Here is a 24,815-nt window from a genome sequence, read left to right as displayed (position 1 = left end):
TACACAATTTTGTTGTGTGATTAGTATTCTTTGGCGTACATTTCTTCCCCAAAGGCAATAACTTCACTTGGATCTTTCAATCCAGTACCAGCCGGAATTAAGTTTCCTAGAATAACATTTTCTTTTAAACCTAATAAGTAGTCACGTTGTGAACGTGCGGCTGCATCAGTTAATGTTTTCTTTGTATCTTGGAATGAAGCAGCAGATAGGAATGATCCTGATTTAGCTGGTGCATGGTCTAGACCAAAGACTTGATTAATTGCTACTGGTGGAGCTTTGTCAGCTTGCAACATTTCTTGAGCAATTTTGTTGAAGTGGTTAACAGTTACAGTTTCTCCAACGAATAAACCAGAGTCACCAGGGTTAGTAATCGTTAGTTTATTTGTTAATTGAGCGATAATAACTTCGATATATTTATCTGAAATTTCAATCCCTTGTAGACGGTAAACTTTTTGCACTTCTTTAATAATATAGTGACGAACATTTTCGATACCAGATGTTTTTAATAATTCGTTAACATCAATTGAACCATCGGCTAATTTTTGGCCTAAAGTTACTTGGTCATTTAATTTAACCCGTAGAATTGGTGATGGTTTTGTTGTGTAAATAACACTATCATCATCGTTATATGCAACTTCGATTTCGTATGTACCCGTTGCTTGGTCCTTATCAAGACGAATAACTTTACCTTTCACTTCAGAAATTAAAGCTTTTTCGTTTTCTTGTGGTTGGATGCAATCGAATAATTGTTTAATTCTTTCGAAACCTTGAGTAATATTGCTATCTCCAGCAACCCCACCGGTATGGAACGTACGCATTGTTAATTGGGTACCAGGTTCCCCAATTGATTGAGCGGCAATAACCCCGATAGCTGTTCCTTTATCAATTAGTTTGTTTGTTGATAAGTCGATACCGAAACATTTTTGACATAAACCAGAATCACTTAAACAGTGTAATGGTGAACGCACTTCAACTTCTTTAATATCGGCTTGTTCAATTTCTTTAGCTTTTTCTAAAGTAATTAATTGATCTTTACCAACAATGATGTCACGTGTATTAGGGTAGTAAACGTTACTAATTGCGTATCGTCCAACAATTCTATCTGACAACGGTTCAATAGTTACATTTTCCTTTGTATTACGGATTTCACGAACAAGAATTCCGTTACGTGTATTACAGTCTAATTCATGAATAACAACTGATTGAGTTGAGTCCACTAATTTTCTTGTCATATAACCTGATTTAGCGGTTTTCATCGCCGTATCGGTCATCCCTTTACGTGCCCCGAATGAAGAGTTAAAGTATTCTGAAACTGATAAACCTTCAATAAATGAGTGTTTAATAGGAATTTCAATCGTATCACGAATAACGTTTGATTGGTGTTTCTGGTCATAGTTATATGATTTAGACATCAACCCACGCATCCCTGCTAATTGGGTAAAGTTTGAAGTATTTCCCCGTGCTCCAGATTTAGCCATAATAACAATAGGGTTTTCAGCATATTCTTCAGATTTAATTAATTCTTCGATATCTTTTGTAACCTTATCTTTTGTTTGTGATCAAATGGCTACTACTTGTGTATATCGTTCATCATCAGTTAACTTACCATCTAAATAGAATTCTTTTAATTTCGCTACTTGGTTGTCAGTTTCTTTGAAGTACTCATATTTTTTATCATATGAAGGAATATCAAATGCTGAAATACTTGTAGCTGAAATCATTGAATATTTGAACCCAAGTGCCTTGATTTTATCCATTGTTTGAGGCACGAATTCTAATTCATATTTCTTGTATAAACGGTCAATAACAGAAGATAATGTTTTCTTTGTTAAAGGTTCATAAATTTTGTAACCAGCAAAGAAGTCATTAAAACTTTCACCATTACCAATGATTTCGTTTTTATTGTTATCGTATAAGTTGTTTACGCTATTAATATATGGGAAATCAGTTGGGAATGCTTGGTTGAAAATAATTTTTCCAACAGTAGTAATTAAAATTCCATCTTTTTCGAAATGTTTACTTGCGAATGCACGAGTTGTAATCCCGATAGTTTGGTGAATATTAACATTCCCAACTTCATAAGCACGAATCGCTTCTTCTTGTGAAGCAAACACACGTAAATAATTACGGATATTTTCGTTTTGTGGATTGCTCTTTAATAAAGTTTGGATTTCAGAACCGATTTTTTCTTTAGTTAGATAGTAAATCCCTAACACCATATCTTGAGTTGGCGTAATAATTGGTTTACCATCTTTTGGTCCTAAAATATGTCAGCTTGCTAAAAGAATTGAACGTGCTTCAGCTACAGCTTCTTTACTTAAAGGAATATGCACAGCCATTTGGTCCCCATCGAAGTCGGCATTGAAGGCCGTAGTTACTAATGGGTGTAAACGAATGGCTTTACCATCAACCATCTTAACTTCGAAAGCTTGAATCCCTAAACGGTGTAACGTTGGCGCACGGTTTAAAATAACTGGACGTTGTTTAATAACTTTTTCAACAACTGGTCAAATAATTGCGTCTTGTTCAAGAATTTTTTGTTCAGCAATTTTAATGTTTGCGCAAATTGGTTGAATGTCAAACCCTTCATCATCTTTCTTACGAATTAATTCAGAAATAATGAAAGGTCTGAACAGTTTTAAAATCATTAAAGCAGGAATTCCTACTTCATACATCTTTAATTCTGGTCCAACCACAATAACACTACGTCCTGAGTAGTCAACACGTTTACCTAATAAGTTTTGACGGAATAAACCTTGTTTTCCTTTTAGGTGGTTTGATAAAGATTTTAATGGACGCTTATCCTTACCTACAACAGGTTTTTTACGTGAGTTGTTATCGAATAATGAATCGACTGCTTCTTGTAATAAACGTTTTTCATTATCTAATAAGATATCTGGTGCGTCAGTGCCAATTAAAGTTTTTAAACGTTCATTACGGATGATAATCTTACGATAGAAAGTGTTTATATCACTTGTTGTAAAACGACCACCGTCTAATGAAATAATTGGACGAGCTTCACTTGGTGTAATAGGAATACGTGTTAGAATCATTCATTCAGGTTTTGATCCTGAATCTTTAATTCATCGCACACATTCTAAACGACGAAGCAAACGACGCGTTTTTTGATCATTAGCATTAGCCGAAGCTTGAATTTCTTTTTTAATTTCAGCATGTTCTTTTTCTAAGTCAAGACTTGCTAATAATTCACGAATAGCTTCAGCACCGATACCAAACCGAATCCCTGTTTGGTCTTTAATGAAGTTCATAATTTCTTTAATAGAGAAAGGAGCGTTTGAATCTTTTAAAATCAAATCATAAGTAACCGCTAAACGGTATTCGTAATTTTCTTTTAAATCATCTTTTTTATCAACTTCAGCTGCAATTCGTTCTTGAATATTACGTAGAATACGACGTAATTTATTACGTGAAGTAATTGAATTTTTTGCAGATGTTAAGTCTAAAACTTCCTTCTTTTTAAAGACTGTTAAATCTTGTCATGAGTTGTCACGGTGACCTTCATCTAAAACAATGTAGTTAACAAAATAAACTACTTGGTCAACTTCTTTATATGTAATATCTAATAATAAAGAAATTTTTGAAGGTGATGGCAATTCCTTTGTAAATCAAATATGAGCCACAGGACTTGCTAATTCAATATGTCCCATACGTTCACGACGAACAATTGCTTCGGTAATTTCAACCCCACAACGTTCACATGTTTTCCCTTTGTGTTTTACTTTACGGTATTTACCACAGTAACATTCGTAGTCCTTGCTAGGACCAAAGATTTTTTCATCAAATAAACCATCTGGTTCTGGTTTTAATGATTTATAGTTAATCGTTTCTGGTTTAGTTACTTCACCATATGATCACTTTAAAATTTGTTCAGGAGAAGCAATCCCTAATTTTAGTGATTTAATACTTTTGCGTTTCATAATTTAATCTCCTTTGATTTTAAAAGTTATCTTCTAATAAATCTAAATCGTCTTCGTCTTCGTCGAAACGGTTTTCATCAAAATTGTTTTTAATGACAAATTGACGAGTTTCTTGTTGGTGTTCTTCTTCGTCTAAACGATCTAACTCTTCTTCTTTACGTTTGTAGTCATTTAGCGTGTATTCATTGATATCAATTTCACCTTCATCAGTTTCAACTGACATGCACAATGCCAACCCTTGGATTTGTTTTGTTAATAAGTTGAATGATTCAGGCATTCCACTTGAAGTAATATCACGGTTTTTAATAATTGCGTTATATGCTTGATTACGTCCTTGCACGTCATCTGATTTGATTGTTAGGATTTCTAATAAGTTATAAGCAGCACCATAGGCTTCTAGCGCTCAAACTTCCATTTCCCCAAATCTTTGACCACCATTTTGTGACTTACCACCTAATGGTTGTTGTGTAATCTTAGAGTAAGGACCAACAGAACGTGAGTGAATCTTATCATCAACCATGTGGTCTAGTTTTAACATGTAAGTATGACCGATTGAAATTAAACCATCGAAAGCATCACCCGTTCGTCCGTCATATAATACTTGTTTACCTTTTTTCTCTTCGATATCAATTTCTGCTTCATTCATAATAGCTACTAAGTCATCTGTTTTAACACCATCGAAAACTGGTGTAGCAACTTTAATGGCCACATCATCGAAAGATAGACCAAGACTATTTAAGATGATTAATTGATCTAAAACATCAATTTGTTTTGGATCAGTAATGTTTTTGTTTTTGATAAAGTCTTGAATTTTATTGTATAAACGTTCAGCAACAATATCAGTTAAACCGAATAGTGAAACATATTTTTCATATCCTTCATTTTTGAATGGAATGTTAATTAATTGTTTTTTACCAATTTCACTAGCTGCATAACCTAAGTGTAATTCTAGGATTTGCCCAATATTCATCCGTGAAGGTACCCCTAATGGGTTTAACATAATGTCTAATGGAGTCCCATCAGCTAAGAAAGGCATATCTTGGATTGGGACAACCTTAGAAACAATACCTTTGTTACCATGACGCCCAGCCATTTTATCCCCAACTTGGATCTTACGTTTTTGAACAATGTAAATTTTAACAATTTCTAATACATCGTCTGGTAATTCGTTATTGTTTGCATCAGTAGCTTTAATTCTTTTAACAGCTGCAACAATACCTTCTTGACCGTGTTTAACTTTCATTGATGAGTCTTTAACGCTCTTAGATTTGTCACCAAAAATTGTTTGTAATAACTTATCTTCCGGGTTAACATCAATGTTACCACGAGGTGTTGTTTTACCAACTAGAACATCTCCCTCATGCACTTCTGCTCCAACAAAAACAATTCCGTCTTTGTCTAAGAAACGTTTAGCATGATCAGAAACGTTTGGCATATCACGAGTAATTTCTTCATCCCCATTTTTTGTTTTAACACATTGCAATGTTAATTCATCAATATGAATTGAAGTGAAGACGTCCATAGAAACAAGACGTTCTGAAATGATGATAGCATCTTCGAAGTTATAACCAGATCAAGTTGTATAACCAACTAAAACGTTACGTCCTAAAGCTAATTCACCATTTTGCATAGCTGGACCATCAGCAATTGTTTCGTTTGCACTTACTTTTTGGTTTAAAGAAACAATTGGCGTTTGATTATTACATGTATCTTGGTTTGACTTACGATATTTAATTAATTCATATGTGTGATCAGTTTCGTTTTCATCAGTAACGACAATTTTTTGAGCATCAACATAACTAATTGTTCCACTAGTTTTAGACACAACAGCCATTCCTGAATCGTGTGCAATTTTGTATTCTGTTCCTGTCCCAACAATTGGTGCATAAGGTTTAATTAAAGGAACTGATTGACGTTGCATGTTTGAACCCATTAATGCACGAGCCCCGTCATCGTTTTCAATAAACGGAATTGCAGAAGCAGCAATAGAAACAACTTGTCGAGGTACGATATCGATGTAATCAACTTGTTCAGGTTTGAATAAACCAGTTGAACCACGGTAACGACAAACTACTTGTTCGTTTGTAATACGGAAGTTTTCATCCAAGTTTACAGCTGATTCAGAAATAATAAAGTTATCATCTTCGTGAGCTGTTAAATAAACGTGTTCTTGTGTTACAACACCGTTATTAACTTTAAAGTATGGAGCAACGATGAAACCATTTTCGTCCACTTTGGCAAGCGAAGCTAATGACATAATTAAACCAATGTTCATACCTTCTGGAGTTTCAATCGGACAGATACGTGAATAATGTGAGTGGTGAACGTCACGAATATCTAAGTTCGGGTCTTCCCGGCTAATACCACCAGGTCCCATAGCAGAAATACGACGTTTATTTGTTAATTCAGCTAAAGGGTTTTGTTGATCGATAAATTGAATTAATTGGTGAGAATTGAAGAAATCTTTAATTAATGTTTGGAATTGTTTAGTGTTAACAATTGACTTAACAGTAACTGCGCGTTTCTTTTCTTCTTCTAGTTCATTTTTTTCATCTTCATCTAGGTTTGCGTTGTCAGTATAGTTAGCAATATTAGTGTTTGAACCATCTGAAATAGCTAATTTTTCGTTGATGAATTTTTCAATACGACTCATACTTGTTGCTACACGAGCACGTAACAATTCGTGGATTAATTTTAATCGTTTGTTACCTAAATGGTCTACTTCATCGAAATCACCAATATCATAATTTAGGTTATAAATGTAACTACCAACAGCCACTAAATCAGAAATTGTTAGAGTTTCTAAGTCATTATTTGTACCAACACCAATAATTCTTGTCGTTTCTGCACGTTTATCATTATCTTTATAAACGTCGACTGCTTCATAATCGAAATATTGTTTTAATGAAGAATCGATTGCGCTTGGTAATAAATTAATTTTCTTTGATCACTTCAAGTTATTTGTTTTTGAAGCTTCTTTAATTAATTCAATATGTTCTTTAGTAATTAATGTGTTTTTTGGCACTAAAACAGTGTTGTCTTTTGTTAAGATGTCTTCAGCCACAACACGCATGAATAAACGTTCAGTTAATAGTAATTTCTTTTCGAATTTATAACGTCCAGCAGATGAGATGTCATATAAACGTTTATTGAAGAAATGATGTTGTAATGCTAATTGATATGAAATTTGACGATTATCAACAAGAGTTTTTAAATATTCAGTATTTTTAATATTAATAGCAAGTGACTCAACAATGTCTTTAGCAGCCTTTTCAGAAATAATTTCTTCAACTAACGAAGCAATTTCTTCGTATAGTTTTTTATTTGCTTTTTTAAATTCAGCTGACTCTTCGTTGTTATTATCGTGTAATAGATCATCAAGTTTATTAGAAGCTACAAGGTAATCGAAAACTAAAACCTTTAATTTTCCAATTAAAGCCGTATTTAGGGTGATTAATTCAGAACGTAATTCTTCAGTTGATTTGTGATCGTTTTTATCTAAATATTCGTTGATTTCACCCATCATCTTACTAATAGTTTCATCAGCGATACTACTTTCAAAGATTTCTTTATCATTATATTTTTCTTGAGCTAATGATTCGATAATTTCTTTTTCATTACCATAGATATTTAAAATTTCTTTAGTAGTTAAACCAAACGCTTTTAAAATTGTTGTGATTGAGAAAGCAATAGCGTTGTCTCCTGATGAATCACGAGCAACAATTTGCACAAATTCTTTATCTTTTGGTAAGAAACCAAGCATTAAAGTACCTTTAGATGGAAAAATTTCACAAATACGGCCTTCAAATAAACGCTTACGAGAACCGTTTAATTTAATAGCAGATTTGCTTAATACATAGATACCAGGTGAACGAACGATTTGAGAAATAACAAATTTTTCAATACCATTAATGATGAATGTTCCTTGTTCAGTCATTTTAGGAATAGCACCAAGGTACATACCTTCTTCATCACGTTTTTTTGATTTTTGAACTTTTTTAACTTCTCCGGTTACGTTGTCAACTAACTGTAAATCAATATAAACTGGTGTTTCATATGTTTTACCTTCGTTACGACAAGCGCGTTCTGATTTAATTGGTTCTTTAACTTTTAAATCAACAAATTTTAATGTATAACGACCTTGTGGCGAATTAAGGGGAAAGATATTAGCTACGACCTCTCGTAAATCTTTTTCCATAAAACGTGCGAAAGAGTTTACTTGGACCTGTAGTAAATTCGGTCCTTCGAAGTCTAATTTCGTTTTTGAATAGTCTCGACGGACTGTTTTTCTAGTGATTTGTTTTTCACGATAATTTTGATTCATATTCTAACCTCTTGTGTAAAATGAAAAAGCCTAGATAACAAAAATGTTAAATAGACAATATACTTTTAAATTATACTATAAATATAATATAATATGATAAATTATTAAATATTTATGATAAGCAATTCGAACGCGTCTTCGTTTTCTTGCAAGATTTCTGCTAACTCTTTCTTAGTTTTAATCGGATTTTCATTAAAAATTAAGTTAACATCACGCAGAATTAGGTTATTTCTAACATGTTCTGTAATATTGAAAATCGTTGTAAAACCAAATTCGTGTTGTGCAATATCTTGAATAGTGCGTGCTTCTGTTTGAACAGTATTTACAAGCAGATATTTAGGTTTTTTAGATTTTTGTAAACTAAATTCTAAAACATCTTTTTTTAGTTTGCGTTCAATTTCTAAGTGACAAATATCTTTTTGAATAATTTTTGAATTAAAGAAAGTTTTTTCGGTTTCAAAAATAATTTTGTTTAATACATTAACCGCATTGACCGGATCAATTCCCGCTGCAGTTTCGCCTGATAACATAACTGCATTAGCACGAGCTTTAACAGCATGATAAACGTCGTTGACTTCTGCTCTAGTTGGCAAAATATTTTTTTCTAATGAATCAAGCATCTGAGTAGCAACGATTACTGGTTTCTTAGCTAAACGGCATAAACGAATGATTTTTTCTTGATAAAAAGGAATGCGCGCATAGTTAATTTCTAACCCTAAATCACCACGAGCAATCATAATAGCATCAAACTCTGCAATTAGACTGTTGATGTTATCAATCGCCTCTTGGTTTTCGATTTTAGCGATTAAACGGATAGATGTATTAATTTTTAGGGAATTAATATAGTCATAAACTTGTTGTAATTGGGTTGAGTTAGCAATGAAAGAAAGGGCTAAAAAATCAATTTTATTCTCAATAGCTTTTTTAATATCGTTTTTATCTTTATCAGAAAGAAAAGGAATTGAATATTTAGTATTTGGTAAGTTAATCCGTTTGTTCGTTTTTAATTCAAAACCATTATATGATTTAGCTTTAATAATACCGGCTTCTTGATCAACTTCCACAGCCTCAAAAACTAGTTTTCCATCATCAACTAAGATTTGAGAGCCGACTTTAACATCATCAGCCATACTATAGGTATTTGTTACGTCTGATACAGAAAAACCTTTGTCATCTCCGACAATTTGTTTTTTTGTATAAATAGTTAAAATATCATTAGCTTTAACCATGGCATTATTGCTCATTTGACCAACACGGATTTCTGGTCCCTTTGTATCAAAAATGAATTGCACACTTATTTTTAAACGTTCTGCAATTTCACGAATTCAATTAGTGATGAACAAGTGATTATCGATTGTGTTATGCGATAAATTTAAGCGAAAAATATTCACTCCACGCAAAATTAAATCTGTGATTTTTTGCTCAGCAACGCGGCGCTCTTCGGCAAATTGTTGGTCGTGGAACCGATGTGGATTGTTGATTGATCCAACAATCGCAGGTCCTATTGTAGCAATAATTCTAGTTTTTAAAAACATAATAATCTCCTTTTCTTTAAAACTTTTTATGTGGGGTATAAATTAGTTGTGTTTGTAATTCGGCTTGAATTTCCAGTATGCGATTATACTTTGCAATACGTTCACTACGTGACAATGATCCTGTTTTGATCATTTCTGCACTTACCCCAATAGCTAAGTCAGCAATAAAATCATCTTCTGTTTCGCCGGAACGGTGTGAAATGATGATACGCATGCCCATTTTTTGAGCCAATTGAATAGTAGCAAGAGTTTCGCTAATACTTCCGATTTGGTTCGGTTTAATTAAAATGGCATGGCTTGCTTGTTGATCAATACCCAACTGTAGATATTTCATGTTAGTTGTATACAAATCATCACCGACGATTTGGGCAAAGTTTTGCTTTGTTAATTGAATAAAACCGGTTCAATCATTTTCGTCGAAAGGGTCTTCGATTGATATGATGGGATATTGTTTAGCTAAAAGCATTAAGTGTTTGGCTAATTCGTTTGTATTTAAGCAATGATCTTCGTTAGCAATACGCATTCTATATTGATTTGATTTATGATCAAAAAATTCGGAAGCTGCAACATCTAGGGCCAAGCCTACATTGTTTTGGTTTAAGTTTTTACCTAAACTTTTAGTTAAATCACATTGCTTGGTTAACGAATAACCTGCTTGTAAAATAGCCTGAACAATTAAATCTAAAGCCTGTTTGTCTGTGGATAATTGAGGAGCGAAGCCTCCTTCATCTCCTTTATTTGTATTTAGACGATGTTCTTTTAAAATTTTTTGTAATTCATAGAATATTTCAGCGCCAGTTTGTATGGCGTGTGCGAAGTCATGTGCCCCTACGGGCATAATCATAAATTCTTGAATACTTAAATCATTATCAGCGTGCGCCCCTCCATTAATGAAGTTCATCATGGGGATAGGCGCGTAATAATATGGATCAGAATTATTCATTAGATCTTCTTTAATATATTGATAAACAGGTTTTTGATGAGCATGAGCACACGCTTTTACTAAAGCTATACTGCAGGCTAAAATAGCATTTGCACCATATTTTTCTTTTTGAACATTATCACTTTTAACCAGTAATTCATCTAGTTCAAAGAAATTCTTTAATTCGCGGTTAAGCAATAATGGAGCTAGATGTTCTTTGATATTCCGAATAGCTTTTAGAACAGATTTATTAGCAAAATATTTAGGATTATTATCGCGTAATTCTAGAGCTTCTTTACTACCAGTGGAAGCACCTGAAGGGATTTTGGCGTGAATATACGTATTATCAGACAAACGAAAACGGACGGCGACGGTTGGGTAACCACGCGAATCAAGGATTTGGTAAGCTAAGATATTTTTTATGTACATTTCGGCCTTCTTATAAATCTAATTCTTGGAAGATGCGTTCTAGATCTGTATCAGGAACAGCAATCATTTGTTTTTTGTTTTTCTTAGAGCGATCAATATTTAATTTATTAGGATTATATTTCCGTTGTTTAGCAGGTTTCTCTTTAATGGGTAGGAGATTAATAAATTGGATGGTTTGAATTAAATAAAAAATAACCATAACAACGAAGAAAATTGCACTGATAGTATAAGTGAAATAAATTAATCCAGTGGCGTAATAATTGTTAGCAAAGCTATATGAACCATTATAAAAGAAGATGGGACGCATAACTTGTGCATCATTAATTTGCTTTAACATACTTGTAGAATCATTAATGGTTGCTAAATTATAGTGCTCTATTAGACCGCTAAATAATTCTACCTTTTGACCAGCTGTTAGATTTAGATGATTAACAATAATTCGTTGATAATCATAATAGATTTGATTCAGTAAAACACCAATTTTTGTTTGAACAGAACTAACTATGAATAAATAAATAATTAAAAAGTAAAAAAGACTTACTAAAACGATAAAGACGAGTGTTTGACGCACTAATTTTAATTTAATGCTTAGTCCTAAAAAATAGAAGAAGGATGTATGAAAAATTAATAAAACAATAATCATAGCAATCCCATTACCACTTAAACTAATGTTATATTCAAAGTGGTTATTTTTTAGAAAATCGAAATTACTTGTTGGAACCTGATAATCATACATAAAAGTTGCATGATGGGTTACTTGGCTTTGATATGACAAAAAATCAAGCTCATTTGGTCTTGAAATACTTGCTACAAAGAAATAACAAAAAGTTAGTAATGATAGCGCAATAAAGAGAAAAATTGAAGCTTGATAATGTTTAATTCATTTGTTCATAAGTTCACCGGTGTTTCTAATTCTTTATTTTATCATTTTTTTGTGAAATTTTCAATTAGAACAATTTTTGTACATAAATGTACAGGGTGATTATTTATCTTTATCGATCATTGAAGACAGCATTTCTTGTGGAACTTTTAAATTTCAATAATCGAGAATAGTGGCAGCAATATGAGCAATGCTAAAATCTCCACTTCTTAGTTTAAGGCTAGGATCTGTGATGATAAAAGGTACAGGATTAGTTGTATGACTCTTGCAAATCGAATTATCCTCATACATGACTTCTGCATTCCCGTGGTCAGCTGTTATAATCATAGTTTGTTGTTTTTTGCTGACAAAAAAGTCGTATAAATCTGCTAATGTTTCATCTAAAAGTTGAATACTTTTAATAGTGGCTTTTAGATCACCGGTGTGACCTAATAAGTCAGCATTGGCATAATTAATAACAAAAAAATCGAAATTATCATATTGTTCTTTAACAGTTTTTGTTAATAAGGATGCACTCATGCCGGGGGTTTGTTCATAATTTTGAACACGTGGTGAGGGGATGTGAAAAAACTTCTTAAATGGATGTTGGCGCTTAGTTTGCGCATCAAAAAAATAAGTTACATGAGCATATTTTTCAGTTTCAGCTATGCGTGCTTGTTTAATTTGGGAAGCTTGCAAAACGTCGTCAAGAATATTTTTTAAAACAGGTTGTGAAAAAAGAAAGGGTAAATCAGTTTGTTTCAAGTGTGTGAGACTAAAAATATTTATAGGCTGTATGTGCTGAGGATTAACATAAGTAAATTGACTTTGTGGTTTTAATAAATGAATTAATTGTAGAATCCGATCAGCACGATAATTAGTAATAATAACCGTTTCGTTTGGTTGCAAAACCTCATCGCCTAAACTAATAGGTTCTACGAACTCATCGCTAATATTTTGTGCTTGTTGGTCATTGATGAACTTTTTTAAATCAGTTTGCTTGTGTTGTATAAACATTGCGTTATATGCTTTTTGCACACGTTCTCAACGTTGATCACGATCCATTGCAAAATAACGTCCGCTAATAGATTTGATACTAATTTTTTGATCTTTTATTAGTTCATTTAATTCTTCGTAATGATTTTTAAAGACCATGGGTTTAGTATCTCGACCGTCAATAATTAAGTGCAAAAGAACGTGCTTGTTTTGTTGGACAAGATAGCGAATTAAAAACAAAATGTGTTCATGATTACCATGCACTTGTCCGCGGGAGTAAATTCCTACTAAATGGACTCGCTCACCTTTGATGTTATCAAGTAAATCATGTTGAAAATTTGGTTGTTTAATTTTCTGATTAACATACATATTATCAGTATATATTATGCGACCTGCACCTATGGACATATGGCCGTGTTCTGAATTACCGAATTGGTCGGGTTTTAAACCGACTTTTTCTCCTGATGCATGTAGTTTTAATGAAGGATATTTAGCAGCTAGAGAATTAAGAAATTTTGGTTGAGCTTGGGTGATTGCGTTTGTAGATGAATCCTTAGCGATTCCATAACCATCTAAAATAACTAAGGCAATTTTTTTACGCTTCGGAGTCATCATTTTTATCTTTTAAATAATTAATAATCGTGTTTGTTTGTTGAACATCCAGACAAGAACTACCGATTAATAAACCATCAACAACTTTATTCTTTAAAATTTCTTGTGCATTATTAGAATTGACACTGCCACCATAAAAAACAGGAATGTTAAAGTTTGTGCAATTATAGAAATATCCTTTAATACCCTTTAGCATATAGTCAATATGTTGACTAGTTGCACTTTGTGAACCACCAATTGCAAAAATGGGTTCATAAGCAATCATTAAATTTTTGTAATTAGCAAAATTAACCGTTTCTTTAATTTGGTTAATGACAAATGCTAGGCTGTTGTTTTGATTGTAAACATGCATGTCTTCACCAACGCATAAAATCACTTTCAAACCAGCTTTTAAAGCTAACTTAACACGTTGATCAACGCTTTGTTGATCCATAAAACAACGCTGTTCACTATGACCAATAATTACGCCCGGAATATTTAGTTCCTTTAATTGACCAATACTATTTTGCCCCGTAAAGGCACCTTTTTCATGCTCTGAGATATTTTGGGCAAATATCGGAATGTGTTTTTGCTCAAACTCTTTTTGGTATAAGGCTAGATAAAAATCACTAACCCCTAAAATTAAACTCACTTGGGATTGGGTTTCTTCTGAATAGTCGATTCTTTGTAAATAATCTTTAAGTAAAGCCTTATTTGTGTTCATTTTAAAATTAGCAACCAAGTATTTCATATTATCTCCTTTGTTTATTTTAATTATACAAGTAAGAAAAGTTTGTTTAGAAAATAATTGTTATTGCGCTCTTATTTGTTTTTTAACAAATAAAAAAGAAGGTCTTAAACCTTCTTTTTAAAATCGATTAGTTGATTTTATTCTTCTTCAACTTCGCTAATTAAGTGGTCAGCTAAAGAATTGTTTGCGCCACAGCTTTCGATAATATCGATAACAGTAGCTACTTCACTTGAATCTTTAACACCATCTTTAATGAATCATTGTAAGAATTCGAAAGATTCATAATCATTAGCTTTTAAAGTTGCAGCAGCAGCTTCTTGTAATTCGACACGTACAGCTTGTTCATTTTTTAAAACTGCTTGGAAAACATCTAAAACAGTTTTAAATTGTGAATCGTTAGCTTCGAAAGCAATATCGCTTGTTAATGGGACATCCGCATTTACAAAATAAGCTAACATTTTGTCTTTATGAATACCAGTTTTGTCAACGCTTAAGTTCATTAAGAATTTACCAGCGTGTGGCATTTTGAATTTAGTTTCTACTAAATAAGCTAATTGAGCGTATTCTAAACCCAATTTAAAATTAACGTTATAATGTTTATTTAAAACACTAACAACTTCTTTTGTTTTAATCATAATTTCAACTCCTTTTTTTATGATAAATAAAACATATATATTTTAACAAATGCATAACTATTTTGGATATCTATAATATAATTTTTAATATAAAGGATGAGAGAGTTAGATGTTTAAATATAAAATTCAAGAAATGATTTCTGCAGCAGAAATTCAAACAGCTGTGCAAAAAATCGCTGATCAAATTAATCGCGATTATGAAGGGAAAGAAATTGTCTTAGTAGGCCTATTAAGAGGCTCAGTGATGTTCTTAGCCGATTTAGCAAGACACATTAAAAATCCCCATATTACTATAGATTTTATGAGCGTTTCTAGTTACGGTCACGAAATGCAAACAAGTGGAGAAATTAAAATTTTAAAAGATTTGGATGAAAACATCAAAGATAAAAATGTAATCATTGTTGAGGACATTATTGACACCGGTTTTACTTTGGATAAAATTTCGAAATTATTATGATCTAGAGAACCAAGAAGTTTAACAATTGCCACATTATTGGATAAACCTGAATGTCGTATTAGTCATGTAGATGTTCAATATATTGGTTTTCAAATTCCCAATGAATTTGTAGTAGGATATGGAATCGATTATGCTCAAATGCATCGAGCCCTACCATATATAGCAAAGGTGATTAAAGATGAAAAATAGTTATCAAACTTATGTTGTTGTCGGTTTACAATTTGGAGACGAAGGTAAAGGAAAAATTATTGACGTATTAGCAGAAAAAGTCGACTACGTTGTACGTTATCAAGGTGGAAATAACGCTGGTCATACAGTAGTTGTAAATGATCAGAAATTTATTTTGCATTTACTACCATCAGGTATTTTAGCCCCGACTGCAAAATGTTTAATTGGCCCTGGGGTTGTTGTTGATCCGAATGTTTTATTAACAGAGATTGAAGCGTTAGAAGGGCGTCAAATGACTGCGGACCATTTACTAATTGATATGCGTGCGCACATTATTATGCCATACCATTTACAGTTAGATAAATTAAATGAAGAACTGTTACACCACCAAAAGATTGGGACAACTTTAAGAGGAGTTGGTCCATGTTATATTGATAAATTTAACCGGGTGGGCGTGCGTGCTATTGACTTAATTGATAAAAACGTTCTAAGAAACAAAATTACTACAAATGCTATGTTAAAAAACCCGATTTTAAAAATTTTTAACTATGACTTAATTGATGTAGAAAAAACTGTTGAACAATATTTTATGTTAGGTCAAAAAATCAAACATCGTTTAGTAAACGGAACACAATTAATTAATCAAGAAATTGATGAACAGAAAAAAGTGCTTTTTGAAGGAGCGCAAGCATTAATGTTGGATATTGATTATGGAACATATCCTTTCGTTACTTCATCATCACCATCAGCTGGTGGTGTGTGTACTGGTGTAGGAATTCCACCATATAAAATCAATAAAGTTTTTGGTGTTTTTAAAGCTTACATGACACGTGTTGGTTCAGGTGTTTTCCCGACATACTTAGATAATTCAATTGGTGCTCATTTCCAAGATAAAGGCCATGAATACGGTGCTACTACGGGACGTAAAAGAGACTGCGGTTGATTAGATTTAGTGATGTTAAAACATGCTGTAATGATTGACGGAGTAACGGATTTAGTTATTACAAAATTAGATATTTTAACAGGTATTAAAAAGATTAAGGTAGCGACAAAGTATATTATTGATAATCAAACATATGGTGTGATGCCTGCATTTTATTTAGATGATAAAAAAATTGAAGTAGTTTACAAAGAGTTTGATGGCTGAGATGAAGACATTAGTAAAATGCAAACTTATGACGAACTGCCAGCTAACACAAAACGTTATTTAGAATTTATTGAAAAAGCTGTTGGTGTAGAAATCAGTTTAATTTCAATTGGACCAGATCGTAAACACAACATTTATAAAAAGGCACAATTAATTTAAAATGAAAACATACAAAAACCCCTTAACAGATCGTTACAATACCGAACAAATGGCTTATTTATTTAGCGATGAATTTAAGTTTAGAACATGAAGATCGCTATGGGTTAGTTTAGCTCAAAACCAACACAATTTAGGATTGGAATTTATTAAGCAAGACCAAATCGATGCTATGAAAGCTAAAATTGATGATATTGATTTTGCTTTGGCTCATGAATTTGAAAAAAAGTTTAAACATGATGTGATGGCTCATGTTCATACTTTCGGTGAACAAGTACCCAGTGCTGCTAAGATCATTCATTTAGGAGTTACCAGTGCCTTTGTTCAAGATAACACCAATTTAATTCAAATCAAGCAAGCGTTGGAATTAATCCGAACGCGTCTAGTGGTTTTATTACACGATTTATGTGATTTCGCTCTAGCAAACAAGGATTTAGCAACTCTTGGTTTTACACATTTTCAACCAGCTCAATTAACTACTGTGGGTAAACGTGCATGTCTATGAATGCAATCATTCTTTATGAATCTAGAAGAATTAGATTATGTTTTAGATAATTTAGCCTTTCGTGGAATTAAAGGGACCACTGGTACACAAGCAAGTTTTCAAACACTTTTTGATAATGACTATGCTAAAGTTGTTCAATTAGATGAACTTGTTACCAAGGATTTTGGCTTTCAAAAGCGTTTATTAGTGACAGGTCAAACATATGATCGTTTACAAGATACACGGGTTTTACAACTGTTAACTAATATTGCCACATCAGCGCATAAATTCACGAATGATTTTCGTTTGCTGCAACATTTAAAAGAAATTGAAGAACCATTTGCTAAGAACCAAATTGGTTCATCAGCTATGGCCTATAAACGTAATCCTATGCGGTGTGAACGCGTTAGTTCACTAGCTAAATTTGTCATTTCTTTAGAAGCTAATGGTCCATGAGTAGCTGCTACACAATGATTTGAACGAACACTTGATGATTCAGCTAATAAACGTTTGAGTCATCCACAGGCTTTCCTTGCTACTGAAGCCCTTTTAAACATTTTGACAAACATTGTTGATAAATGTGTTGTTTATCCCCAAATTATCAAAAAACATGTGAATGATGAATTACCATTTATGATTACTGAAAAGATCATGATGCAAGCCACAAAAAATGGGGCAAATAGACAAGAAGTACACGAAATTATTCGCAAAATTAGTATGCAAGAAAGTCATTTAATTAAAAACGAAGGTCTGCCAAATAATTTGATCGCTCACTTATTAGAAGAACCACGTTTAAAATTAAATAAAGAACAATTAGAACGAGAATTAGACCCTCAATTATACATTGGTTTTAGTGTTCAACAAACAGAAGAATATGTTGCTCATGTACGAGCTTATATTGGAGAAAAACCAACCAAAGAAACGAGCACAAAAAACTTTGAATTATAATAAAAAACCAGCTACATGCTGGTTTTTTTGTTTTCTAAAGATTAAAACTTGATATGACAAATTACCTCAGGGTGTTTGTCAGTATAATTCTGATGTTCTTCCTCAGCTAAAAAATAATTAGTAATTTTTTGAACTTCAGTGACAATAGGTTTTGCATATTGTGGACACAGACTGTTGATTTTTGATTCAATAACAGTTAAATCATCGTTTAATTCATAATAAACACCATTACGATATTGAGTTCCAAAATCATCGGCTTGATAATTTAAAGCAGTAGGATCAATAACATCAAAAAAATGATCTAATATTTCTTGTAAGGAAATTTGGCTTTCTTGATAATATATTTCTAATGTTTCAACAGCATTGGTTAGTTGTTTTTTAACTTGTTGATATGTAGGATTGTGGATGTTTGAATTGGCATATCCCACAGTTGTGAAAACTACACCATTCAGTTTTTGAAAATATCCTTGCATCCCTCAAAAACAACCGCCCGCTAAATATATTCGACGCAAATTAAACGACCTCCCTTATGTAATTGATGACTTGCGTAATACTTTGTGTTGTACTTGTGTTGCCAGCATTATTTATGTTGTTTATAACATCTTGGTCGATCACAATAATTAAGAAACCAATACAAATACTGAAGAGAATTGTTGATGTTACCATGTCTAATAAAGTGGCTAAAATAGGAGTTGACATAACCGTAGGATCAACTTTAAATTTGGTTGCAATAATTGGTAATAAAGCCCCTAAAACTTTTGATAATACAATTGATATTCATAAAGCTAATGAAGCTCCAGCACTAACAATCGTTCCGATGATTATTGGGCTTTGAATAGTTGTTAAGTATTGTCCACCTTGTTGAATTTCGGGTTGAATAATTAAAAAGAAAATAACTAATCGAACGAAGTTAATGATGGCCAATACTAAGCCGACAATATTCCCAACTAAAAATTCTTTCCACATGACTTTGGAGAATTCTTTTTTCGTAATCTCGCCAATCGATAAAGCCCGAATGACCGAAGCAGCGGTTTGACTACCAGCATTTCCACTAGTCCCTGTCATGGCTGGGATAATCGGCACAATCACTAACGAAGATAAACCAGCAGTTCAAACTTGCCCGATATCTTGGAATTTAGAAATTAAAAAAGACGTAATTGTGGCTGAAATTAGCAAAATAGCTAATCACAATAAACGTGATTTAAACAAAGTAATCACGCTGGTTTTCATATACGGAAAATCTAATTCCTTCATCCCGTACATTTTATAAATATCTTCGGTTGTTTCTTCATTAATAACCGGCAAAATGTCATTATCTGATATATAACCTAACAGACGATCATTTTGATCGATGACTGCAAGCTGTTCAATTGAATATTTAGAGAAAATTTCAATTACTTGATCCACTGGCTCATCACTACGCAGATAAAAAACATCTTCTTGCAATATATCTTTAACGTATTGTTGATTATTAGTTTGTGCAAAAAATAAATCATTAAAGCCAACTAAACCCTTTAATCTACCAAATTCATCGACAACGAAAATATAGTTGTTACGCTCGAAATTATCATATTGTTTTTTGATATCAGCAACAGCCTTTTCAATTGTTCAGTTAATATTCAATGAATAGAACTCACTGTTGATTAAACTTCCGGCTTCATCTTGATCATATTCTGACATCTGATTTAAGGCTGCACGTTGTTGTGAATCCAATGATAATAAAATTTTTTTAATTTCCTTAGGAAATTGATAAGTTAAATCCACAATGTCATCATTATATAATTCAAATAAAATAATTTTTAGTTGTGGAATGGTACTGGACTGGATAACAATTAATTTAGCCGAGTGGTTTAAAAATTTAAAAATTTCCCCACATCGATCATCCTTTGCTGTAATTAAACAGAAAATTGTCAATTGCGCATCATTTAAATGTTCTAAAGCTTGAACAACCAGGTCAATCCGGCGGTTCTTAAGTAATTTTTTTAAAGTGTTAACATCCTTTTGTTCATACGCTTTTTTAATTACGTTAGCAAACAAATTGATGTTATCTTTGTTAATTGTTTGTTTATCTTTTTTCTTGAACATCATCAGCACCCCTTCCTTGCTATATTAATCTTTATCTATTATAATTGTTTTTAATGCTAGTTAGAAGCAAACCGTAAAATATTCATAAAAAATAAAAATAAAAATTTATGCTAAAATTTAATTTTTTATGCTAAAAGAATATTATAATTTTAGTAAAGACCTTTGGGTCTTTTTTAATTATGTTAATGAAAGTGGGTATGTAAATGAAAAAAGTGATATTAGTTTGTGAAGATTGCCTATCTCGCAATTATCACACAACGCGAAATAAATACGCGCAAGAACGGCTAGAATTAAAAAAATACTGCCCTCGTTGTGAACGATCTGTATTGCATAAGGAAACAAGATAATGAGTAAAAAGACTAATAAGTTTGTCTCTGTGCAAGAACGTGAATACGAAATGAATGAGGCATACGAACAAGAAGTTAAAAAACAACGTAAACAAGATTATATAAACGAAAAAAAGATTCTTGATCAACAGAAAAAAGTGATTAGCCATCAAATGGAAAATCGTAAGAAAAACATTTTGATTATGCAAAAGGATAGCACGGTATCTAAGGAAGCAATTAATCAATATAGTCAACAGACTAGTTTATTGATTAAAATGCTTGTTGAGCAATATTATCAAGACGTCCGAAATTTAAACGCCAAATATGAAAAGAATAACTTCCTAATTGAACGTTGATTCTATGGTGTTAATAAAGAATTGCGAAGAACAACATGAGCGAAGAAAACAACAGTGATACTTAGCTTCATCATCATTATTGTCATAGTATTAATTCTAATGGGAATTTTCTATGGTATTGATGCAGCATTCATTCGTTTGAGTACAAAATAAAAGAGGTAAAATATGGCAAATTATAAATTAAAAGACCACAGTCAAAAATGACTAGATGATTTAAAAATTGATTTAAATCATAACCATCACCAATGATACATTATTACAGTGGTTGGTGGTAATGAGCAAAAAGTAATTGCTGACCTAAAAAACAAAATTAAAGGTTATGGTTTAGCAGCTTTCTTTAGTGATATCAAAATCATTAAACAAAAAATTAAAGAAGTAAAAATTTATGAAAAGGACGGCGCTCCTAAAAACATGAAGAATAAACCCGATGTAAAATGGGAAACTGTCATGATTGATGGAGTTATTAAATATCGTTGTACACGTATTAAAGAACAAAATAAGTTCCGTGGATACGTGTTTATTAAGGTTGATATGACAAGTCAAGTATGATATTTAATTCGGAACACTCAAATGGTGACTGGTTTAGTTGGTTCATCTGGAAAAAATACTAAACCTCACCCAGTTAGTGAAGATGAAATCGTGAAAATGATTCATGAAAACGATCGTGCTTCAGCTGAAGTCAAGTTAGAAGAAAATGTTGAACACTCACCAGTTGAACAAGATGAAACTCATGGCAAAGAAGTAACTTTAATTAAAGATCATGAAGACGATGTTGTTTATGATTTCAAACTAAATCAATCTGTCCGAATTTTATCTGATAATTTTTATGATGAAATCGGTACAATTTCTAAAATTGACAATGCCAAAAAAACAGTTGAAGTTCAACTGGAATTCTTTGGCCGTTTAAACACTTTAAATTTATCATTTAAAGATATTGCAATTTACGACGAAGATGAAGCGTTATAATTTAAGTAATAATCCACTCTAATATAGGAGTTTAATATGCCTAACACAAAACCCAATATTATGATGAATGAGGCATCAAACACACAACCAAATGATGCGAACGACAATATTTTGTCACGATTGCAAAGAATCGAAGAAGAAAACATGTGCCTAAAAATGCAAAATCAACAACTAGCATTGCAATCGATTCCTTCTAATCCAATTACACCGATTACACCGGTAGAAATCACTCCGGCTGTTTATAAAAGTAACACAAATAAAGACATTCATCCCACCGAAGCTTTTGTGATTGACGTATCACAAAACACAAAAACTCCCGATTTTTATGAAAAAGAAAAGTATTCTAGTCTTTGAAAATTAAGTTTTTGAGTTTTTTTAATGGGTTTAATTGTCGGCGTTATTGCTTATTTCATTTATAAAGTTGTTGAAGAAAACTTTACACCATGAATTTTTCTACCGTTCTTAATGATGTTCGTGGTTTGTTTTTGCATGACACTCTCCGTCTCTTCTGATTATCGCAATTTTAAGCGTGAAGGGAAAAATTTAAGCCAGAGTCTTGATGCTTGCAACACATCCAATTTCATTTTAAAAATTTATAAGAAGCTCGTAACCGCTCCAATCATTATCAATTGAATTTCAGCATCTTTATATTTAGTTTTAGGTTTTTGTATTTTATTTACTTTTTTGTTAACATACCTAATTAACTTAATTAACAATGGAGCTATTCATTTAAACGAAATATCGTTTGGTGATTTACGGATTATAAAGGATCCGGTCAATTTAAATAATCCACAAAATGTGAAAACGCCTTTATATGCAGTAATTAGTTTTGGAACGCTGCTTTGCTTTGTTTTCGTTACACATTTGATGATGATTACAAGCGCTAAAATTCGTTTAGATAGAATGAATGTTTACTACACTCAGCCTATTATTACGAACGAGGACGAATTAAAATTAAAACAAAGCGCTTTTAAAAAAGGTTTAATAGTGTTTTGTATACTGTTAGTTATCATTGGCATCATTTTACTAGTCATTTATTTAGTTGCCTTTAAACATAAAAAGAATCGTTCATTAATTAAAGAAGAGGTGTTAAGTCGTGGATAAAATCCTAAATATTATTAAAAATCATGAATTAAAAGTGGCAGATTATGATCTGTACGGAGAATATATTGCCAAAATCAAGGCAGTATCATCAAAAAAAGATTCTTGTCGATCAAAAACGCAAACAAAATGTTCGTCGCAAAAAACTAAACCATCATTAATTGTGGTGACAGCTATGAACCCTAATCCGGCTGGGGAGGGGAAAACAACCACAAGCATCGGTTTAGTTGATTGTTTAAATAAACACAATGTCCGTGCGATTGGTGCACTACGAGAACCGTCTCTAGGACCCGTTTTTGGAATGAAGGGAACTGGCTCTGGTGGAGGGTGCAGTAAATTAGAACCATTTGCGAAAATTAATTTACATTTTACAGGTGATTTACACGCTATTGCTACGGCCAATAATTTAATTGTTGCTGTTTTAGAAAACGAAATTTATAACAAATCACCTCTAAATATTGATCCACAAAAAATCTTAATTAAACGTTGTCTTGATATGAACGATCGTTCTTTACGTGAAATCAATTACCAAATCAAGCAAGAACAAATAAATACCGGCTTCAACATCACGGCTGCTTGCGACTTAATGGCATTAATTTGTTTAGCACAAAACAAGGAAGATTTCCAAAAACAATTAAAAGCAACAGTAGTTGCCTATACATATGAAAATCATCCTGTAACTATTGCAGATTTAGAGATTATAGAAAGTCTAATGATTATTTTAGAGGATGCTCTTTACCCGAACTTAGTACAAACAGCTGAAAACAACCCTGTACTTGTTCATGGTGGACCTTTTGCAAATATTGCCCACGGATGTAGTTCTTTAATTGCAACAAATATGGCCAAAGAGTTGGCAGATGTTGTTGTTACTGAATGTGGCTTCGGTGCAGATTTAGGTTTAGAAAAATTCATGAACATTAAAAGTCAGTTAGGCGCAGTTGATGTTGACTTAATTGGACTAGTCATTTCGTTAAAAACAATTCGTCATCATGGGACTTATCAATTCGATAGTCAAGACTCATTTGCAATCATTAAAAACGGCTTTAAAAATGTTTTAGCGCATATTAACCATATTCAAGGCTATAATATAAAATATATGGCTTATATAAATGTGAATGAGGTTACTGACACGCCAGAAGAATTAGCTTTCTTAGAACAATTGCTTGATGAGCACCAAATTGCCCATGCTCGCAGCTACGCTTATGCTTACGGTTCGCAAAAATCGCAAGAAATGTTTCAAAAAACAATGGAACAACTAAACAGTTCACACAATCATTTACCCGTGTATTTGTATGATGTGAAAAACGACAATGTGGTTGATAAAATTAACAAAATTATTACACATGCATACCACGCTCAAAAAGTTATTTTCTCACCAGAAGCGCAAGCTCAAATAACCAATTTAAGTCGTCAGGATTGATTTGTATGTATGGCTAAAAACCCTTATTCATTGACGGATGACCAAACAATTTTAAATGTGCCAGAACCATTTGATATTCACGTTAGCCATATTGAATTTAACAATTTTGCGAACTTGTTGATTGTCATCACGTCGAAAATTTTTCGGATGCCTGGTTTAAACAAAATTCCGGCAGCTAAAAATTTCATCATTAAATAACATTAAGTAAGAAAGGAATTGAA

18 protein-coding genes are annotated in these 24,815 nt (G+C 32.4%); 8 read left to right on the top strand and 10 right to left on the bottom strand.

Features of this window, described 5'->3' with window-relative positions:
* Positions 1-20 precede the first annotated feature (20 nt).
* The 8 genes from rpoC to OF376_RS01435 all read right to left on the bottom strand — a co-directional run bounded on the left by rpoC (position 21) and on the right by OF376_RS01435 (position 14,980).
* On the bottom strand, positions 21-3,938 hold the full coding sequence (gene rpoC, locus OF376_RS01470) for a DNA-directed RNA polymerase subunit beta' (protein ID WP_263821751.1): 3,918 nt from the start codon (positions 3,936-3,938) through the stop codon (positions 21-23).
* Positions 3,939-3,957: 19 nt separating this feature from the next.
* A complete protein-coding gene (gene rpoB / locus OF376_RS01465) occupies positions 3,958-8,262 on the bottom strand; it encodes a DNA-directed RNA polymerase subunit beta (protein ID WP_263821750.1) in 4,305 nt (1,434 codons plus the stop codon).
* A 104-nt stretch (positions 8,263-8,366) separates the two neighbouring features.
* Positions 8,367-9,797, bottom strand: coding sequence for a pyruvate kinase (pyk, locus tag OF376_RS01460; protein WP_263821749.1), 1,431 nt, complete (start codon positions 9,795-9,797; stop codon positions 8,367-8,369).
* A 16-nt stretch (positions 9,798-9,813) separates the two neighbouring features.
* Positions 9,814-11,148 carry a phosphopyruvate hydratase gene (gene eno / locus OF376_RS01455; RefSeq protein ID WP_263821748.1) on the bottom strand — a complete coding sequence of 445 codons (1,335 nt, stop codon included), beginning with the start codon at positions 11,146-11,148 and terminating at the stop codon, positions 9,814-9,816.
* Positions 11,149-11,158: 10 nt separating this feature from the next.
* Positions 11,159-12,040 carry a hypothetical protein gene (locus tag OF376_RS01450; RefSeq protein ID WP_263821747.1) on the bottom strand — a complete coding sequence of 294 codons (882 nt, stop codon included), beginning with the start codon at positions 12,038-12,040 and terminating at the stop codon, positions 11,159-11,161.
* 90 nt (positions 12,041-12,130) lie between these two features.
* A complete protein-coding gene (gpmI, locus tag OF376_RS01445) occupies positions 12,131-13,618 on the bottom strand; it encodes a 2,3-bisphosphoglycerate-independent phosphoglycerate mutase (protein WP_263821746.1) in 1,488 nt (495 codons plus the stop codon).
* A complete protein-coding gene (locus OF376_RS01440) occupies positions 13,599-14,345 on the bottom strand; it encodes a triose-phosphate isomerase (RefSeq protein ID WP_263821745.1) in 747 nt (248 codons plus the stop codon). Before OF376_RS01440 ends, gpmI begins: the two co-directional genes overlap by 20 nt.
* Positions 14,346-14,482: 137 nt before the next feature.
* On the bottom strand, positions 14,483-14,980 hold the full coding sequence (locus tag OF376_RS01435) for a ferritin-like domain-containing protein (RefSeq protein ID WP_263821744.1): 498 nt from the start codon (positions 14,978-14,980) through the stop codon (positions 14,483-14,485).
* Positions 14,981-15,089: 109 nt separating this feature from the next.
* Between OF376_RS01435 and hpt the strand changes: the two genes are divergently transcribed.
* The 3 genes from hpt to purB are packed head-to-tail and all read left to right on the top strand — an operon-like array spanning position 15,090 to position 18,340.
* Positions 15,090-15,626, top strand: a complete 537-nt coding sequence (gene hpt / locus OF376_RS01430) for a hypoxanthine phosphoribosyltransferase (RefSeq protein ID WP_263821743.1) — start codon at positions 15,090-15,092, stop codon at positions 15,624-15,626.
* Positions 15,616-16,911, top strand: a complete 1,296-nt coding sequence (locus tag OF376_RS01425) for an adenylosuccinate synthase (RefSeq protein ID WP_263821742.1) — start codon at positions 15,616-15,618, stop codon at positions 16,909-16,911. The genes hpt and OF376_RS01425 overlap by 11 nt, the downstream gene beginning before the upstream one ends.
* A 1-nt stretch (position 16,912) precedes the next feature.
* The gene (gene purB / locus OF376_RS01420) at positions 16,913-18,340 is read left to right on the top strand and encodes an adenylosuccinate lyase (RefSeq protein ID WP_263821741.1); all 1,428 of its coding nucleotides are present in this window, start codon (positions 16,913-16,915) and stop codon (positions 18,338-18,340) included.
* A gap of 41 nt (positions 18,341-18,381) precedes the next feature.
* On the opposite strand, the gene msrA is transcribed toward purB, so the two are convergent.
* Positions 18,382-18,852: a peptide-methionine (S)-S-oxide reductase MsrA gene (msrA, locus tag OF376_RS01415; protein WP_263821740.1), complete on the bottom strand. Its 471-nt coding sequence runs from the start codon at positions 18,850-18,852 to the stop codon at positions 18,382-18,384.
* Between the two features lies 1 nt (position 18,853).
* The gene (gene mgtE / locus OF376_RS01410; RefSeq protein ID WP_263821739.1) at positions 18,854-20,428 is read right to left on the bottom strand and encodes a magnesium transporter; all 1,575 of its coding nucleotides are present in this window, start codon (positions 20,426-20,428) and stop codon (positions 18,854-18,856) included.
* Between the two features lie 200 nt (positions 20,429-20,628).
* On the opposite strand from mgtE, the gene rpmG reads away from it, so the two are divergent.
* The 5 genes from rpmG to OF376_RS01385 are packed head-to-tail and all read left to right on the top strand — an operon-like array spanning position 20,629 to position 24,792.
* Positions 20,629-20,772: a 50S ribosomal protein L33 gene (gene rpmG, locus OF376_RS01405; protein WP_263821738.1), complete on the top strand. Its 144-nt coding sequence runs from the start codon at positions 20,629-20,631 to the stop codon at positions 20,770-20,772.
* Positions 20,772-21,260, top strand: a complete 489-nt coding sequence (secE, locus tag OF376_RS01400; RefSeq protein WP_263821737.1) for a preprotein translocase subunit SecE — start codon at positions 20,772-20,774, stop codon at positions 21,258-21,260. Before rpmG ends, secE begins: the two co-directional genes overlap by 1 nt.
* Before the next feature lie 12 nt (positions 21,261-21,272).
* Positions 21,273-22,073, top strand: coding sequence for a transcription termination/antitermination protein NusG (gene nusG / locus OF376_RS01395; protein WP_263821736.1), 801 nt, complete (start codon positions 21,273-21,275; stop codon positions 22,071-22,073).
* 36 nt (positions 22,074-22,109) lie between these two features.
* Entirely contained in the window at positions 22,110-23,177 is a 1,068-nt protein-coding gene (locus tag OF376_RS01390) for an MSC_0882 family membrane protein (RefSeq protein ID WP_263821735.1), read from the top strand.
* Positions 23,170-24,792 carry a formate--tetrahydrofolate ligase gene (locus tag OF376_RS01385; RefSeq protein WP_263821734.1) on the top strand — a complete coding sequence of 541 codons (1,623 nt, stop codon included), beginning with the start codon at positions 23,170-23,172 and terminating at the stop codon, positions 24,790-24,792. The genes OF376_RS01390 and OF376_RS01385 overlap by 8 nt, the downstream gene beginning before the upstream one ends.
* Positions 24,793-24,815: the final 23 nt, after the last annotated feature.

Origin of the sequence: Ureaplasma miroungigenitalium, from assembly GCF_025780085.1 — a bacterium.
GTDB classification, from domain to species: domain Bacteria; phylum Bacillota_I; class Bacilli_A; order Mycoplasmatales; family Mycoplasmoidaceae; genus Ureaplasma; species Ureaplasma miroungigenitalium.
Note: the sequence above shows the minus strand (reverse complement) of the source record. Positions and strands in the feature narration are given on the sequence as shown.